Below are 15,125 nucleotides of genomic sequence, written 5' to 3'. Positions count from 1 at the left end.
TCGTTGGTGTTCGGCTCCAGAGCGCTCAGATAGAGGCCATTGATGCTTGGGCCGCCAAACAAGAGCCGCCGGTAACCCGCCCTGAGGCAATCCGAGGCATGATTGACGCGATGCTTCGTATCCTATCCAAGGAACGGGGAGAGACGTTAGCCAAGAAGGTGAAGGCGAAATGACTGTCAGCGACGTTTGGACAGCCATTTATCCTTGGATCGTTGCTGGCTTCGGGGGCTTCGTCGGCGCAGCCCTTCTTCTACCTACCAAACTTGGCGAAGCGCTTTTTAGTTATCGGCTCGGAAAAGCCCTTGAAGACTTCAAAGCTGAGCAGAGTCGCGAACTAGAAAGGCTCAAAGAACAACTCAGCCACGTTGGCGACCGGGGCAAGCGCTCCAATGAGATGGAATTCTCATCAATCGAACTTGTGTGGAAAGCATTCGTGAAAGCCTGGCTCTCAACGAATACCTGCGTAAGCGGTTCGACGAGAATTCCTCTCTTCGCTAGAATGACGGAAGATGAGGTGAAATCGTTTGCATCCTCATCCGGCTTGAGTGAGCGAGATCAGAAATCTCTCATGAGTGCGACGGACCGAGAGAAAGAATATTTGACGATTGAGAAATGGCGAATGGTTCGTGAGGCTGAGGTCGACATTTACAAAGCGCGCCTCACGCTTCGTGAACTGCGAATATTCATGCCCGAGGCGATCACAAATGAATTCTCTGAAGCTATTGAGCGAATGTCCGGAGCGCAGGTCGAGAGACGACTGAGCTTAGAGAATCCTCACATTCCATCATATGATTTCGGAAAAGCGTCAGTTGACTGGGTAAAGGATTGTACTCCTGTGTTCGAGCAACTTGCGAAAGCCGCCAATGCGAGGCTTTTCCGACAGGAGCGGATGCGTGATGAAGAAAACCGAGGCTGAACCCGCTCACGAACCGTGACCAGTCTGATTCTCCGCGGTGCCGCCGCAAAAGGCTGGGCTCCAACTCGTCCGTGTCACACGGGCCGTCGTCGATCTGCTCCTCGAAGCTCCGTGGCGCGTAGGGGGCGGACTCGTCCAAAAGTCGCTCCTGGCGGGCAAGTCCGGCCGGGATAGTCGCACCGGCCCGTCAATGCGCGCTACGGGGGTCGAAGGCGAGGCAACTGTGTTCTCGTCGGCGCCGGCTATCAGATAAAACAGCGTTCCAATGTGGATCCGCCGGGATGATCAGCTTGGCAAGTTCGCTAACCGGGCTGCGCACCGCCCCTGTAGGCGACGCGCTTAAAACATAAGCGCAATCGTGTTTGGCGGAATGCTTACCAACTCTATAGGTCTGGGATTTTCCCCTTTGGAGGCTCAGCTTTGCGTTTGGTCTCTGCAAGCCACTCTGAATAGCGGCGCGCCTCTTGAGCCGCCTGGTTGAAATCGGTCATCTTGACCGTCAAAGATTCTGAGTGATCGGATTGACCCACCAAGACAATAACAGCCGTCAAAAAGGTGTCGCAGAACCTATTCTCCAAAGCTCCATCTCGAAAACGATCGTAGAGAAAATATTTTTGATACCTACCGTTCTTAGCATCGGTTAAGAGGAGTATTGGAAGACTCGGTTCAGCTTTATAGCAATTGTGCTCACTGATCCTGGTAAGAGGTGCAAAATCGGCAAACGTCTTGAGTGTTGATGACGAAAGCCACGTCAGATGGATATAGTTTCTCCGGTCGGACTCGAACGGGTCCCTGGACCGCGAGTTGGACCTGCGTGACGGCGTTCCATATTTTTCTGTCAAAACCTGCACTAGTTCATTAGCGCTCGGGGGCGCACCATTGGGAAAAACCGTTTTCCTTTGGATTGCCATTACCTTGCTTGCGGGAATTGGCGCTGACATAAGAGCCGAAAGACCGTCTTTGCCTTGGTTGCCTTCGGCTCCTGATAGATACCAAACGTAGCTCTTTTGCGAAATCGGATCGCTGTCGGTCACCTCTTTCAGAGTCAGATTTCGCTTTTTTAGAACGGTTACTGCTTCGTCATAAGACATGCCAATTTTAAGTCCGAGCACATCTCGTTCAATTTGCTCTTCTGCAAGGGCGAGCGGAGAGCTTGCGAGGACTATAAGCGAAAACCACATGCCGGCCGATGAATGCAGATATCGCAATTTCTATCCCCACGGTTGTTGGTGCGTTTAAGGCAAGCACACAGTATGCCCGAAAAAGGCACCTTGACTTCGCTTGGCGGCGCTCAACCCAAGTTAATGACTCGCTCCGTCCACATGGCGAAACCCGATCTACGGAAACGATCACGTTCCAACATCGTCAGTTCTACGCCTCCATGTTCTCCGAGTTCTACCGTTCCACTGGCGGGCGGTTGCTAAGGGTGCGCCGATGAAGTGCGATCAGCCGGTTCTCGCATCGCCCTACTCGGACCTATTAATTTAAGCATCTTTCCAAAAATGGCGTCATGGCACCGTTGCTTAAAAAAAGCCCGTTTTCGATACGAACATATTTTCCGTCTGGCGAGCGACCATCGATTGTCCTTATTTTAGAGCCTACCTTTTGCAAGATAATAACGTTCGAAGCCAAAGCTTCCTCCCCACGAAGCGCGTCCACGTTGTTTATTTTGTATTCGACTGGCTTAGTCGTGACTTTGATTTTCTCGTCCGTTATCCTCACTGCACTTTCGACTTCTTTTTTGTGAAAGATTGTCCGATTTTCTAGACGGTGCATCGAAACAAAGGCGGCTGGGCCAAGCGTAGGAGCGGTGTAGGTCATGCGAAAGCCAACTTGCCTCTCTACATCCTTGCCACAGTCGGTCGACCATGTGCCGGTTAGACCAGAATTGTTGAGAGCTTCCTTAGTGGATTCAGCAGATGCCGCGGTCCTCCGCCTCTTCCTGTGAAAGCAAGCCCGCAGCGATTAACGCCTCGGTGACCGCAACATCGTCGACTTCAACCCGCAGCACGATCTTTCCGCAGGCAAGCCGGCGCCGATGCGCGCGCTGGCGATCGGCGTTGGTTTTAGCCAATCGTTAAACCAGCGGCGTTTCACGCTTCGCGGCGCCCGGCTTGCCCGGTTCTGGTCCAGGATCCAGCAGGCTTCCGAATGCCCAAGGATTGCGCCAATTCACAGAATTGAGTCCGACAACTGATGCCTGGACCCGCATAAGATCAATTGACGGTCGCTCTTTCCGCCCTTCGACGGCGATTTCAAATATCGCTTCAAGTTTCGCCGCCGCAAATAGACGCGCTTCCGGAGGCCAGATTGGATCTCCAGCGATTTGGAGTAGCCGATCAAGATCATGCTGGTCGTAGACGCGGTCGATCGCGTGCCTCACCGCCTCCAGCCGCTCTGGGGATTGCTGGTCGTGAAGAGCGACGCCGCGGTAATGACCTATAATCGGTATCTGGTCTGCTTCCGTCATGCTTTTCCTCCTCGCAGGATGCGCAGCGCGTGCCTAGAAACGGCGTCTCCACCGTGCTGTTGGTCTTCGGGCGGTTGCCCGCTCCGGCGCTCATCGGCGATCAAGGCCCGCGCCGCGGCCACGCGCGCTGATGCTGGCGCGCTATCATCCGCCGCAATTGCCCGAAGCACTTCGATTGGATCCACTTGCGACAAGTCCACCTCAGCCAAAGCGGCCTTGCTAGCCACCTTGCGGCTTGGTCGCCCTGGCTTGCGCTTAGGTTTGTTTGCCATCTTGAGTTGTCCAATAAATGAGTTTCTGGGAAAATTCCCGGCGCGCGTAGAATCCCTCGGTGCCACCAAATGCGGTGAAAAAGGTAATGGTGCCGGCCGGGACCATGACGCCCCCCCCATCAGTTCACCGGGTGAGGCCTGTGGTCACGCCGCGTGACCAGCGCCGCGAGCGGCCGCGGCGATGGCCGAGGCCAGTTCCAAGGCGCGATCCATGGGGATGATGACGCGAACATAGAGTTCACCATCGAGAGCAGGCCATTCCTGGCAGAGCACAAGATCGCCTCCAGCACCCCGGAAGACCTCTGGCATGAGGGCCAAGTCGGACACCGCGGTCATGCTGCCGCTCCCGCTTTTTCGGCGACTACGACCCGAATGACTTTCACCGCTGGCACGAGCGCCGAACAACAGGCGAGAAGCGCCGGCTCGTAGTCTGACTTGACACGCGCGGCCCCATATTGAGTGGGAACCTCTAGCGTGAGCGTGTCACCTACAACGTCTGTGATGACGGCCTTGCCAAACCACGACCTGGCCGCGTCTGGCCCTAATCGGGCTTCTAGCGATGGTCCCAGGCTCCCCAGCGCGTCAGCAATCTCAGGACGGCGGGTGCGAGGAATGAGGCAAGGTACCGAACACGGCGGCAGTGGTTCGTAGTGAGCGCTGGTGCGCGGCCGCCTTTGACGGCCGCCGCGCGGGCGCTCCTGATTATAGGAATGATTAAGTAATGATTTGTCGGAAGCTGGCTTCCTATTCTCCGACGCTAAATTTCCTCTTTTCGTGCGCTCTACTTCCTCATTTATGAGGAAGCCAGCTTCCTCATTTCCATCGATGGCGGAGAGCCAGACGGAATGCACCTCGTATCCAAATGAGGAAGCTGTCTTCCTATTTAGGATCAGCCGGCAGACATTTGTCTGGTTCGGCCCGTGGTTGGTTACGACGTCAAGGTGGCCCCGATCCTTAAGCAGTTTCGTCAGCGTGCGGATCGACCGTGCGGACACGCCTACCGCCTTGGCGAGCCTCGCCTGGCCAGCGAACGCCTTCATATGATCGCTGCTCATGTGCTGCTGGTACACGAAGGCCAGCTTGAACGCCGCGGCAGGCAGGGCCTCGTCTTCAACGACCTGACGGAACCAAGCGAAATAGATAGCCGTAAGCTCTTTGCTCATGCGCGGTACCTCGCACCGAGAAAGTCGCTGAGGGCTAGGCATCCGGCCTCTGCTTGCGCGATGTCGGGGAAGTGGTGCTTTGACAACCACGGCTGCAGCCCGCCGCGATTCGCATATGAGACGACGTACTTCAGTTCACCATTCGCCGGGTCGCGGACGATGGTGACGTAGACGGTGCCGCCGATTGCGCGGGTGATTTTTTGGTGAGTCATCAGGGTCATCAGCGCGGCCCCGCTGCATAAACGAGTTGTGCGACCGCAGCGGCGAATTCAACGGTCAGACCGAAGCGAGCGGCGAGCCAAGTCGCTTGCCGTGAACCCCTGGTCTCGCTATTCTGGAAGTCTTCGATGGGATTGGAATTGCGATCGGGGCCGCCTGGCAGGGCGGCCTTTCGCGTTTCTGAATCAGGATGCATATCGCGCCTCCCGAAACGAGAAGCGCGTGGAACGGGAGACGAACAGATGGTCCTGATTTCGGGACTGGTAAGACCGCTGTTCCCCGCCGAGTTTGCCGACTTTGCCGACGTCAGAAAAGCGCGAGAAACCTAGTAAATAAGCGGTTTTTAGTGGTGCCGGTTGAGAGGATTGAACTCCCGACCTTCGGTTTACAAAACCGCTGCTCTACCGCTGAGCTAAACCGGCGAATTGAAGCGATGGCGGGCCAGCCAGGATCACGCGCGAGGTTCCACCAATCTTCGGCGGTCGAATACCAGACTTGCCCAGAAAGGGCCAGCACCTCGAAAGCCGCCCCTCATCCCGCCTGCACGTAAAAAAGGCGGCCCCAAAAGCCGCCTTTTTCCGGATCTCGATCCGCTTGTTCTACTGGCAGATGTGCCGCCGACCGTCTTCGCCGCGGAACAGGGTGCCGGGGATGCAGACAAAGCCGTTGCGGCGGGCATATTCCTCGCCGCCGATCGGTTCGGCTCCGATCGCGGCCGTGGTGCCTGCAGCGCCGCCGACCACGCCGGCTACGAAATTGCCCGGCCTTAAGCCGCTGCGGTCATCCCAGCGGTTGTAGCTGTTCTGCCAGTTGTTGCCGTTCTGCCGATAGGCCTGATCCGTATAGGCCTGACGCTGATAGTTATTGGTGTTCGTGACCTGCTGCGCCATGGCCGGGCCCGCCAAGGCGGATGCGATGATCGCAGCCGTGCCGAGGATTTTGATTATTGTCATATGGTTCTCCTTTTCGTGACGCGAGTTTTCTCGTGACACCAGTTTTCGTCACGCCAAGCCAGGTCCGGGGTGCAAGGTCGTTCCGTATTTTCCCTGGCTGCAATTCAATTCGGCGTTATTGGCCCCAACTTACCGATCACGCCTCGTCAGCAGGGGCGCCAGCGTCCGTCGGGGCCCATATAAGTCGCGTCGGGTTGAACGCCGCAGGCAGGACGCAGGCTCTGCGGGCGTTGGACGGGATAGGCATAGGAATCGTCATAGGCCGGCCCGCCGTAATAGGCGTAGGAATCCCTGTTGCGGAACGGGGCGGTCGCAATCGCGCCCGCTGCGCCAACCGCACCACCGACGACACCGGCCGCGACTTCGCCGGGCCAGAAGCCGGACGATCGATGGCGATAGTTGTAATCATTCGTCCACTGCTGCGCCATCGCAGGTGTCGCAATCGTCGCCGCCAGCAATGCCGTTGCGCCCAGAAGTTTCAGCTTTGTCATTGGTTGCTCTCCGCAAAGGTTGTACCGGGCCAACCGATCGCAGAGCTCGATGTTCCGATTTTGGGTTGTGCTGCGTTCAAACCGGTGTGATGTTCCTGTTCCCGCATTTTGAAGCGTCCCCAAAGAACGAAGTGAACTTCAAGAGAACTTATGCCGACGCGTGACCTCGATTACCGCTGCGACGACGTCAATTTGCGGGGCTATCTCGCCTGGAACGACAATGCCGCAGGTCCGCGGCCGGGCGTGCTGGTGTTTCACGAGGGACTGGGGCTCGGCGAGTTTGCGATGGGGCGCGCGCGGCGGCTTGCAGACCTCGGCTATATCGCGCTCGCCGCCGACATGTTCGGTGACCGCCGGCAGGCGAGCAATCTGCAGCAGGTCGCGACGCTGGTCGGCGGCCTGCGCGCCGAGCCGGAAAAACTCCGCGCCCGCGGCCGCGCCGCGCTCGCGGCGCTGGCGGATTTGCCTGATGTCGATACCAGCCGGCTCGCGGCAATCGGGTTCTGCTTCGGCGGCTCGGTAGTGCTGGAGCTCGCGCGCGAGGGCGCCGATCTCAAGGCTGTGGTTAGTTTCCACGGTGTGCTGGCGACGAAAATGCCCGCGCAACCCGGCCGCGTGAAGGCCAGCGTGCTTGTCTTGACCGGCGCGGAGGATCCGCTGGCGCCACCTGATCAGGTCACTGCGTTCGAGGACGAGATGCGCGAGGGTCACGTGCGCGACTGGCAGGTCATCAGTTATGGCAACACGCTGCACGGTTTCACCAACCCCGCCGCCGACGGTTCGATGATGCGCACCGCGCTCTACAATGAGCAGGCCGACCGCCGCTCATGGGCGGCGATGCGGGGACTGTTTGATGAAGTGTTGACCTGACAAGAACAGTTGATTGGTGTTTGATAAGCGCTTGTAGCGCGCAGGGGGCATATGTTCGGAATTCTGGGGCTTGGGTTTTTGCTGGGCATGCAACATGCGCTCGAAGCCGATCATATCGCCGCCGTCTCCAGCATCGCCGCGCGCCGCAGCCGTGTCGGTGACATCGTCAAGCACGGGCTGACCTGGGGGCTCGGCCATACGCTGACGCTGTTCGTCTTCGCAGGCGCAGCCATCTTGCTCGGCCGCGCGATCCCGGAAAGCGTGGCGCGTCCACTCGAGGCCGCCGTCGGCATCATGCTGGTCGGCTTAGGTGCGCATGTGCTGTGGCGGCTGTGGCGCGACCGCGTGCATTTTCACAAGCACGGCCATGGCGACGGCACCGTGCATATTCACGCCCACAGCCATGCCGGCGAAACCACGCCGCATCTGCGCACCGCGCACGCCCATGAACATGGTTTCCGCTGGCGCACGTTGCTGGTCGGGTTGATGCATGGCATGGCCGGCTCGGCTGCGCTGCTGGTGCTGACGGTGTCGCAAGCGTCGAGTGCGGCGGCCGGGCTCGGTTATGTCGCGCTGTTCGGAGTCGGCTCGATGATCGGCATGGGCGCATTGTCCACCGTCATCGCCGTGCCGCTCGCGCTGTCCGCGCGCTGGCTTACCTGGGCCAATCGCGGCCTGCAGGGCGCCGTCGGTATTGTCACGATCGCCATCGGCGCGACGACCCTGGTCGAAAATTTGTTCGCCTGAGATTTTCGCTCTCTCTCGTCATTCCCCGATGCGCAATTGCGCATCGGGCAATGACGAGAGAGAATGCCCCGTTAACAATTGCTGATCAGGTTCGCTCGCAATTGAACGGCAGCGGATGCTGACGCGTTAGCCTTACCGGCAGTTTGGTCCGGCCCCTTAACCCTTGGGGGTGCCCGTTCGATTAGATTGCGGTCAGAGGAAACGGGATCCCGTGCGATGCGCATTGGCGTGACACTGGCAATTCTGATGGCGACGACGTCGACGGCCCTGGCCGGCGGCGGCTTTGAGATCGTGATTCCGGGTCGCCCCGGTGTTCCCGTCATCATCAACGGCGTCGATGCATCCTATTCGGTGGTCGAGGGCGACTGGGGCCTCCTCAGGGGCACGCATGTGCAGCCGACCGTCTATGGTGGCCGCTATGTCGATCCGGTTCCGCGTGTCGGTCATTATTATCCGAGCGCGGGTCATCTGCCCGGTTACGGCCGTCTGGAAATCGAGCCGCCGGCAAATCGAAGGTTGCCGCAGCCGGCCGAAAGCTATCACCAATCCTGGTCTGCGCAGTCGGCGCCGCTGCCGGCGCAATCCAACGTGCCGGTCAATCCGCCCGAGATCATCTACGCACCGCAGGAAGACCGGCGTCGTCGGCATCCCACGGGGCTGCTTCCACGCCCATAAAACCACGCCAACAAGAACACCAACAGGCAAACACCTACAGGAGAGAGTAATGCGTCATCTGATTTCAGGACTGGTCGCGGCCGTCGCCGTGATGGCCACTGCGCCCGCGATGGCCTGCGGTTATACGAGCTGCGGTTACGCTGCGCCCGTCGTCTACGCGGCGCCGGTCGTTGCGACCTATACCTCGGCGGGCTGCAATCCCTGTGGCGGCGTGGGTTGGGGTTATGCCCGGCTCGCCGATCCCGTGCAGCAATATTACTACGTCAACCAGGGCCCGACCTATTCCGGTCCCGGCGCCTGGGCTCCGGCCCGCGTCTATCAGGAAGACACCGTCGTCGGCTATCGTCCGTATTACGGCTATGGCTACGGCAGTGGCGTCGTAGCCCCGCGCGCGTACGGCTACCGCTACGGGTACCGTTCGGGCTTCCGCTATGGCTACGGCGCCCGTTACGGTTATGCCGGACGTTATGGCTACGGCGCTCGTTACGGCTATCGCGGCGCGCGCTTCGGCCGTTACTGATCCAAACTTCGAATCAAAACGAACGCGCCCGTTCGCATCATGCGAGCGGGCGTTGTTTTTATTTCATCAATCCCAGCCTGGAGGCGCCGATATAGAGCGCCAGCACCGCGGCGTTCGAGACGTTCAGGCTCTTGATCTGGCCGGGCATGTCGAGGCGCGCCACAACGCTGCAGGTCTCGCGCGTCAATTGCCGCAAGCCCTTGCCTTCGGCGCCCAATACCAACGCCAGCGGTTGCTGTAGTGCGACAGCGCCGAGGTCTTCGCTGCCTTCGCTGTCGAGGCCAACGGTCATGAAGCCGCGGTCGTTCAACTCGTTCAGCGCGCGGGCGAGATTCTGCACGGTCACGACAGGCACCATTTCCAGCGCGCCGGACGCCGACTTCGCCAGCACGCCGGTCGCCTCGGGGCTGTGACGCGCCGTCGTGACGATTGCCTTGACCGCAAATGCCGCGGCCGAGCGCAGGATGGCGCCGACATTGTGCGGATCGGTGATCTGGTCGAGCACGAGCACGATGCCCTCCTGATCAAGCGTATCGATATCCGGCGAGGGCAGGGGATCGGCCTCCGCGAGCAGGCCCTGATGCACGGCATCGGGGCCCAGCCGCTGGTCGATCGCGCTCGGCCGGACCAGTTCCGGGGGCACGCGGGTGTCTATATTCTCGTCGGCCAAGCGCCGGGCGGCGTTCTCGGTCAGAAATAGTTTGCGGATCTGGCGTTCCGGATTGGCCAAAGCCGCCGCAACCGTATGCCAGCCATAGAGAATCGCCGGCCCGTCCGGGCTGGTGTCCCGGTCGCGCCAGGCCGGGCGACCGCCCGGTTTCCGGCCTTTTTCGAAGGGTTTGCCGCCGCCACGGCGGAACGGCGGTTTTCGGTCGCGATCGCTCATGGGCCAGCTTGTGTCACGGGATCCGGATTATGGCAATTTGGCCCCTTTGGGGGTGCTTTTGGAGGCTTCCCTTGGTTGACTTTGCCATGGCCCTTCGCCCATAAACGCGCCGACCGGGAGCGCGCCATCGGCTCCAGGTATTAACGTCATCCATGGCCTGTCCGCCGCCATCAAGCGGTTGGGTTTGCGATGCAGTTAAACGGGGGAGTGTCCCGAGTGGCAAAGGGAGCTGACTGTAAATCAGCCGTCTTATGACTTCGAAGGTTCGAGTCCTTCTTCCCCCACCAATAAAATCAATAACTTAAGACCATTTTGGGAGAGCGCTTCTCGGAAAGCCATCCCCGGGGTAACTCCCTGGGTAACGCTCAAGTCCACGAGGAGATCCAAATGGCCGACCCAGCGAAGTTTTCCATCATGACGTTTCAGCGAAAGCCGGGTTTGTGGCGCGCTTCAATAACCCGAACCGACCGACGCCCGTGCATCGCTTCCCGGACAAACGGGAAAGATATATTGAGCATCGTAACACCAGCGGATTCCGGCTCCGAAGATGCCGCGGGCGAGGCGGCCAAGGCCGTCATCAAGAAGCTCTAGCGGGGGGCGGCCGGGGCACTCAGTCCTAGCCCTACGACACCGCACCGTTAATCTTCTTCGCGCGCGGCTCATCCAAGGTTTGAAACATGCGGTTCGTTGCCGAGCTTTGGCAGTTCATGCGATTCCGGAAGAAGTTCTGGCTGCTACCGATCCTGATCATGATGGTCGTGCTCGGCGGACTTGTGGTCCTCACCAAGGGCACAGCGGTCGCACCTTTCATCTACACCCTATTTTAGTTGGTGAAGCGTCCAAATTTCCTGTGCACGTGCCCTGATCGCTCCCCGCGATTGTTCGCTTGCGCACTTAGAAGGACTCCAATTTCTCAGCGCGCTCCCTATCTTCGGATCATAGTTTGTTGCGTAAGGTCAATTGCCATGAGTAACCCAAAAGCTGTGAGATACCGCCGGCTAGCCCTGGTCGAACCTGACCCGGACAAAGTGAGGCTCCTCCACAAACTTGCTGAAGAAGCCGAGCAAGGAATCCTCGTGACAGCAGATTGGAGGGTCCCCCGCGCGAAACCGACTGAGAAATTAATATTGCAGACAAATGCGTAGCTCCGACGGCCTACACAGCCGCAAGCATAATGACGAAGTGCAGTTCTATGCCTTCGATATGCTGGTGAGCGACGGCGACGACATCCGGAAGCTACCGCTCACCATGCGGAAGACGAACCTCGCCCGGCTGCTTGCGCGGCGGATGGATGGCATATTCCTGTCCGACTTCGAGCGAGGCGAGATAGGGCCAGAGCTATTCCGACATGCCTGCCTCATGGGCTTGGAGGGTCTGGTCTCCAAGCTGGACGATCGACCGTACCGGCCGGGCCGGTCACCTAACGGGGTGAAGGTCAAAAACCCCGCCTCTCCCGCCATGCTGCGGGCCAAGGATGCGTTCTCCTGATGGATGGCGATAAGCCCCAGTTGTCGCGCCGACGCTTTCCTGAGGCTCCTAGCGAGACATGGCACCTTTGGTATGACGACGTGCATGTTGGGACGATAGCCAGAGCGGAGGGGCTAAGGGGCTTCACCTATTGGACCTGGGACTGCGGCTTCAGCGTTAACGGCGCCAGTCGCGACCACCGATCCGGCGCAGCCGCGACCTATGAGGACGCGCGCGTGGCCTTCCTTGCCGCCTGGGCCGAATACCTTCCAAGGCGAACACCAGAGGACTTTGACAACTGGCGCCATGAAGCCGCATGGACGGCTGAGAAATACGCCCGATGGGAACGCGGCGAACGCAGCGCGCCGCCATGGCCACTGCCCGGTTTCGTCTTCCGAGCGGCGAAGAACCCGCCGGCCTGAACCGCGCTCTTCTGTTCGGGGGTTTCGGGGTCTTTGCGGCTTGATAATCTCGATGACCGTGTTCTTACGGGTCGCAACTGGCAAGCCGCTTGCGATGGATGCTTCAACTGTTCGGCATAAAACTCTTGATGTGCCGAACTCAGACATTCGGAGCACGCCCATGAACATGCAGCCCCATTTTGACACAACGCGCGAGATCATCGTAATTCGTAAGATACTAGCTGATCTCGTTCGCACGCTTCAGCTGATCGAATCCGACATCGAAGCCGAAGAAAAGCGCGCCGGAATTTCCGACCAAGCTGACGCCAAGTATCCGATGCTGGCGAGGTCGCTGATCGAGCGGCGAGACAATCTCAGGATGACCATTGCCGGCCTTGAAGGGCGTCTTATCCAACAGCACGAACAGGTACTCACTGCGGCTTAGCGCTGGCTCCTGCACAGGGCCTTGCTGTCGCTGTCGGCATAAACCGGCCGAGGTGCCCCAAGCAGCAGAAACAGCTTCCCCTCGGCTTGCTATTTTGTTATACAAAAAGTATGAAGAAAGCAAGGACTGTTAAACAAAAAGTCATTGGTCGGCCACGGACTGGCACCACTCCATTAATGGGTTTTCGTGCCGATCCGGCTACGCGCGCGTCAATCGTCAGATGGGCAGAAAACCAGCCCGATATGCCTTCCTTGTCCGAGGCAATCCGCCGGCTGGTACAGCTAGGGCTGAAGGCGAAGGGGAAATAAGGAAGGGGCTGATTGTCCTAAGGGAGGTGACGATGGACGGAAAAATATTCAACAGCGAAGGACAGTACGTCGCTGCCGTCATTGCAAACGCAATTTATGACCTATCCGGAAGGAAGCTGTATAAGCTCCGCCGTCAAAAAATCTACAAACTAACGGGCGAATTCGTCGGACATCTTAACTCTACCGGTGCTGACAATCGGCTCGCCAAATCGAGCGACCGCTTGTTTCCCAACGCCCCCGCGCCTTAAGGCGAAGCGGAAATGACAGACGACGAGGCGCATAAGGCTGAACCTGACTCCCACGTCAATTTCAACGCACCGGCCATCCTTCGGAAATGGCCTTCCCTTAACAACCAGCGGCGCACCGAGAGCACCGGTCCATACCTGCTGATCGACGGCACCCTGGACGACTGCATTCGGGAGTTCATGGCCAAGCCCGAATCCACTCGGCATTTGTATGAAATTCAGACAGCGCCGCAGCCGCCACTGGTCACCGAGATCCTGTTGTCCGAGCACGTCGCTGAACTCGCGCGACTTCGGGAGTTTCTTTGATGCCCCGACAAGCGCCATTAGACAGAGGTTTTGCGATCGTGCCGGAGAGCGGGCTGAAGGCGAAGGGGAAATGAACGAGCTAGAGCCGGATACCTGGCGGTCGCAAAATGGCTTTGGTTCGGGGCGGCGCTATTGGCAATGTCAGTAATCGCGGCAATCGTGACCAAGTTTCCGATCTAAGGCATTGCCAAGCAATGTCGGGGCGGCTTTCGCCCGCGGCCTTTGAGACGGGTCAAATTAATTCTCCATCCGCCGACGGTTCATTTGGTTCAACTCGAGTCCAGCCCAGATAGTCATAATAGCCGGACCATCGGTAAATCTCGGCACCGCAATTCCCGCATTGAAAACTTCCTAATCTACTGGGCGAGCGCCGCTCTTGCACGGCGCGGTACACCAAGCCGCACTTCGGGCAGGCAAAAATTACCGTAGTACTAGTGCCGAGGGGCATCTAACCAATATGCGCGCGGCGGCCTCGAGATGTCCACTCCGACGTTTCTAGGCCCGATGAGATCAGCCACAAGGGCGACCAACTTGCGGATGCCCAAATGAAAGGGCCCCAGCCGGGGCTTGGCTGGGGCCCCATTCCATATCGCCCCCTCCAAGGCGGGGCACGATGCCCAGAAACTCACCATTCGATATGGCCCATCCTGTGTCCTAATTCGGAATTGTGAGTGTCCTAATTAGGACAGCACCACCTCCCGCGATGCACTGAAGCCGACTTCGACGAGCACCGACGCCAGCGCGCCTGGACGGCTTGGAAATACGCCAAGCAGGCCGCTGGCCTGCCGCTGCCGACGCAATCAACCAGTGGACAGGCGCGGTGTTTCTGTGGCGCCGCGATCACTAACGCGGGCGTCGGCCGGCATTTCGGGAAGTCCATATGACCGAGCTGCCACCCGCGTGAATTCCCCGGCCGTTTGGAACGCTGGCCCGGCGCGGGAGTTTAAAATTTCACTCTAAGGCCGTTTTTGTCGTGGAGTAAAATTTTGAGTAACGCGCAAGATAATAGATTGGACGTCGGCACTCATTTTAAGATGAGTGAGCTGGGAGGCGCTCAATGCCCGGAACTGGCCGGGCAAACTGGGATCGTTGTCGAGATAAGCCATTACAACACGGGCGTTACCGTTGTTCGATGGCGCTAGCAGACCGACCGCCCTGCACAAGGATTTTATCACCCCGATCTCGCGCTAGCGGATCGGCATCGGCCGCAGCGCCGTCACCTCGGGGCTCCCATCGGGGCGTTCTTTATGCCGGAACGAATCAGCCCGCGCCCGCTTGAATCCCGGTTCTGTTGCGTAGGAGTTTGTGTGATGGGTAGGTCCACCCTTTCGAAACTAAGCCTGTGCGGAATTGCTGTCATCGCGGCCCTGATGTTGAGCGGTGGATCAGTACGTGCCCTCGATGGTAATTATAATACAGCGAACACTGTCATGCCCGGGTGCCGGTTAGCTCTATTACCAACAGCCAGTAATGACCCTTTTGACCAGGGATTTTGCATGGGTTTGGTCTACGGAATAACCTTCAACTCAGGCGATGCATGCAGCATCCCACCTTCCGTCACGCGGGCGCAAGCGGTACGAGCCGTCGTGCAGTACATCGATGCCCAACCTGCGAAAATGCACGAAAGTTTTGCTAAATTAGCCGATGCGGCCATAACGGCCACATGGCCGTGCATGCCTTAGAAATTTGGTCCAGGCCGAGCCGGCGTCGGAGCCGGTGCATCGGGGCACTTGGAATGGTGCTTGTTAAGCGTGCCCAACCTGGGGATAGG

Annotated in this window: 23 protein-coding genes and 2 tRNA genes; 14 read left to right on the top strand and 11 right to left on the bottom strand. The window is 58.8% G+C overall.

Translation table 11 applies throughout. The features are described 5' to 3' along the window. Positions 1-169 precede the first annotated feature (169 nt). Positions 170-916: a hypothetical protein gene (locus JQ575_RS26690; RefSeq protein ID WP_212036110.1), complete on the top strand. Its 747-nt coding sequence runs from the start codon at positions 170-172 to the stop codon at positions 914-916. A 383-nt stretch (positions 917-1,299) separates the two neighbouring features. Here JQ575_RS26690 and JQ575_RS26685 read toward each other — a convergent pair whose 3' ends face one another. From JQ575_RS26685 to JQ575_RS26640, 10 genes are all read right to left on the bottom strand, one after another. Further along, positions 1,300-2,124 carry a hypothetical protein gene (locus JQ575_RS26685; protein WP_212036109.1) on the bottom strand — a complete coding sequence of 275 codons (825 nt, stop codon included), beginning with the start codon at positions 2,122-2,124 and terminating at the stop codon, positions 1,300-1,302. A gap of 271 nt (positions 2,125-2,395) precedes the next feature. Then, positions 2,396-2,737 carry a hypothetical protein gene (locus JQ575_RS26680; protein ID WP_212036108.1) on the bottom strand — a complete coding sequence of 114 codons (342 nt, stop codon included), beginning with the start codon at positions 2,735-2,737 and terminating at the stop codon, positions 2,396-2,398. A 91-nt stretch (positions 2,738-2,828) separates the two neighbouring features. Beyond that, positions 2,829-2,990: a hypothetical protein gene (locus tag JQ575_RS26675; RefSeq protein WP_212036107.1), complete on the bottom strand. Its 162-nt coding sequence runs from the start codon at positions 2,988-2,990 to the stop codon at positions 2,829-2,831. A gap of 3 nt (positions 2,991-2,993) precedes the next feature. Further along, entirely contained in the window at positions 2,994-3,386 is a 393-nt protein-coding gene (locus JQ575_RS26670; protein WP_212036106.1) for a hypothetical protein, read from the bottom strand. Between the two features lie 416 nt (positions 3,387-3,802). After that, the gene (locus tag JQ575_RS26665; RefSeq protein WP_212036105.1) at positions 3,803-3,994 is read right to left on the bottom strand and encodes a hypothetical protein; all 192 of its coding nucleotides are present in this window, start codon (positions 3,992-3,994) and stop codon (positions 3,803-3,805) included. Beyond that, positions 3,991-4,821, bottom strand: coding sequence for a hypothetical protein (locus JQ575_RS26660; protein ID WP_212036104.1), 831 nt, complete (start codon positions 4,819-4,821; stop codon positions 3,991-3,993). The genes JQ575_RS26665 and JQ575_RS26660 overlap by 4 nt, the downstream gene beginning before the upstream one ends. Further along, a complete protein-coding gene (locus tag JQ575_RS26655) occupies positions 4,818-5,042 on the bottom strand; it encodes a hypothetical protein (RefSeq protein WP_212036103.1) in 225 nt (74 codons plus the stop codon). Before JQ575_RS26655 ends, JQ575_RS26660 begins: the two co-directional genes overlap by 4 nt. Positions 5,043-5,387: 345 nt before the next feature. After that, positions 5,388-5,462, bottom strand: a tRNA-Thr gene (locus JQ575_RS26650). Between the two features lie 177 nt (positions 5,463-5,639). Continuing rightward, complete coding sequence (locus JQ575_RS26645) at positions 5,640-5,993, bottom strand: hypothetical protein (RefSeq protein WP_212036102.1); 354 nt, start codon at positions 5,991-5,993, stop codon at positions 5,640-5,642. A 146-nt stretch (positions 5,994-6,139) separates the two neighbouring features. Further along, positions 6,140-6,484: a hypothetical protein gene (locus JQ575_RS26640; RefSeq protein WP_212036101.1), complete on the bottom strand. Its 345-nt coding sequence runs from the start codon at positions 6,482-6,484 to the stop codon at positions 6,140-6,142. A gap of 150 nt (positions 6,485-6,634) precedes the next feature. Here JQ575_RS26640 and JQ575_RS26635 point away from each other — a divergent pair, with 150 nt between their 5' ends. The 4 genes from JQ575_RS26635 to JQ575_RS26620 all read left to right on the top strand — a co-directional run bounded on the left by JQ575_RS26635 (position 6,635) and on the right by JQ575_RS26620 (position 9,296). Then, positions 6,635-7,354: a dienelactone hydrolase family protein gene (locus JQ575_RS26635; protein WP_212036100.1), complete on the top strand. Its 720-nt coding sequence runs from the start codon at positions 6,635-6,637 to the stop codon at positions 7,352-7,354. A 51-nt stretch (positions 7,355-7,405) separates the two neighbouring features. Next, entirely contained in the window at positions 7,406-8,101 is a 696-nt protein-coding gene (locus JQ575_RS26630; protein WP_212036099.1) for an urease accessory protein, read from the top strand. A gap of 216 nt (positions 8,102-8,317) precedes the next feature. Beyond that, the gene (locus tag JQ575_RS26625) at positions 8,318-8,776 is read left to right on the top strand and encodes a hypothetical protein (RefSeq protein ID WP_192733963.1); all 459 of its coding nucleotides are present in this window, start codon (positions 8,318-8,320) and stop codon (positions 8,774-8,776) included. 49 nt (positions 8,777-8,825) lie between these two features. Then, positions 8,826-9,296 carry a hypothetical protein gene (locus JQ575_RS26620; RefSeq protein ID WP_212036098.1) on the top strand — a complete coding sequence of 157 codons (471 nt, stop codon included), beginning with the start codon at positions 8,826-8,828 and terminating at the stop codon, positions 9,294-9,296. A 58-nt stretch (positions 9,297-9,354) separates the two neighbouring features. On the opposite strand, the gene rlmB is transcribed toward JQ575_RS26620, so the two are convergent. Continuing rightward, positions 9,355-10,182: a 23S rRNA (guanosine(2251)-2'-O)-methyltransferase RlmB gene (rlmB, locus tag JQ575_RS26615; RefSeq protein ID WP_212036097.1), complete on the bottom strand. Its 828-nt coding sequence runs from the start codon at positions 10,180-10,182 to the stop codon at positions 9,355-9,357. A 201-nt stretch (positions 10,183-10,383) separates the two neighbouring features. On the opposite strand from rlmB, the gene JQ575_RS26610 reads away from it, so the two are divergent. From JQ575_RS26610 to JQ575_RS46575, 9 genes are all read left to right on the top strand, one after another. Further along, positions 10,384-10,469, top strand: a tRNA-Tyr gene (locus JQ575_RS26610). Between the two features lie 100 nt (positions 10,470-10,569). Further along, positions 10,570-10,773, top strand: a complete 204-nt coding sequence (locus tag JQ575_RS26605) for a hypothetical protein (protein WP_212036096.1) — start codon at positions 10,570-10,572, stop codon at positions 10,771-10,773. An 86-nt stretch (positions 10,774-10,859) separates the two neighbouring features. Next, on the top strand, positions 10,860-11,009 hold the full coding sequence (locus tag JQ575_RS26600) for a DUF5989 family protein (protein WP_192733958.1): 150 nt from the start codon (positions 10,860-10,862) through the stop codon (positions 11,007-11,009). Between the two features lie 310 nt (positions 11,010-11,319). Continuing rightward, a complete protein-coding gene (locus JQ575_RS26595; protein ID WP_212036095.1) occupies positions 11,320-11,670 on the top strand; it encodes a hypothetical protein in 351 nt (116 codons plus the stop codon). Then, complete coding sequence (locus JQ575_RS26590) at positions 11,670-12,071, top strand: hypothetical protein (protein WP_212036094.1); 402 nt, start codon at positions 11,670-11,672, stop codon at positions 12,069-12,071. The genes JQ575_RS26595 and JQ575_RS26590 overlap by 1 nt, the downstream gene beginning before the upstream one ends. A 52-nt stretch (positions 12,072-12,123) precedes the next feature. Further along, positions 12,124-12,495: a hypothetical protein gene (locus JQ575_RS26585; protein ID WP_249166913.1), complete on the top strand. Its 372-nt coding sequence runs from the start codon at positions 12,124-12,126 to the stop codon at positions 12,493-12,495. 340 nt (positions 12,496-12,835) lie between these two features. Further along, entirely contained in the window at positions 12,836-13,051 is a 216-nt protein-coding gene (locus JQ575_RS26580; RefSeq protein ID WP_212036093.1) for a hypothetical protein, read from the top strand. Between the two features lie 12 nt (positions 13,052-13,063). Next, entirely contained in the window at positions 13,064-13,354 is a 291-nt protein-coding gene (locus tag JQ575_RS26575; RefSeq protein WP_212036092.1) for a hypothetical protein, read from the top strand. Positions 13,355-14,601: 1,247 nt separating this feature from the next. After that, positions 14,602-15,036, top strand: a complete 435-nt coding sequence (locus JQ575_RS46575) for a Rap1a/Tai family immunity protein (RefSeq protein ID WP_409364825.1) — start codon at positions 14,602-14,604, stop codon at positions 15,034-15,036. The last annotated feature ends 89 nt before the right edge of the window (positions 15,037-15,125 follow it).

Origin of the sequence: Bradyrhizobium sp. JYMT SZCCT0428 (assembly GCF_018131075.1) — a bacterium.
Classification (GTDB): domain Bacteria; phylum Pseudomonadota; class Alphaproteobacteria; order Rhizobiales; family Xanthobacteraceae; genus Bradyrhizobium.
This window is presented reverse-complemented; position numbering and strand designations above follow the sequence as displayed.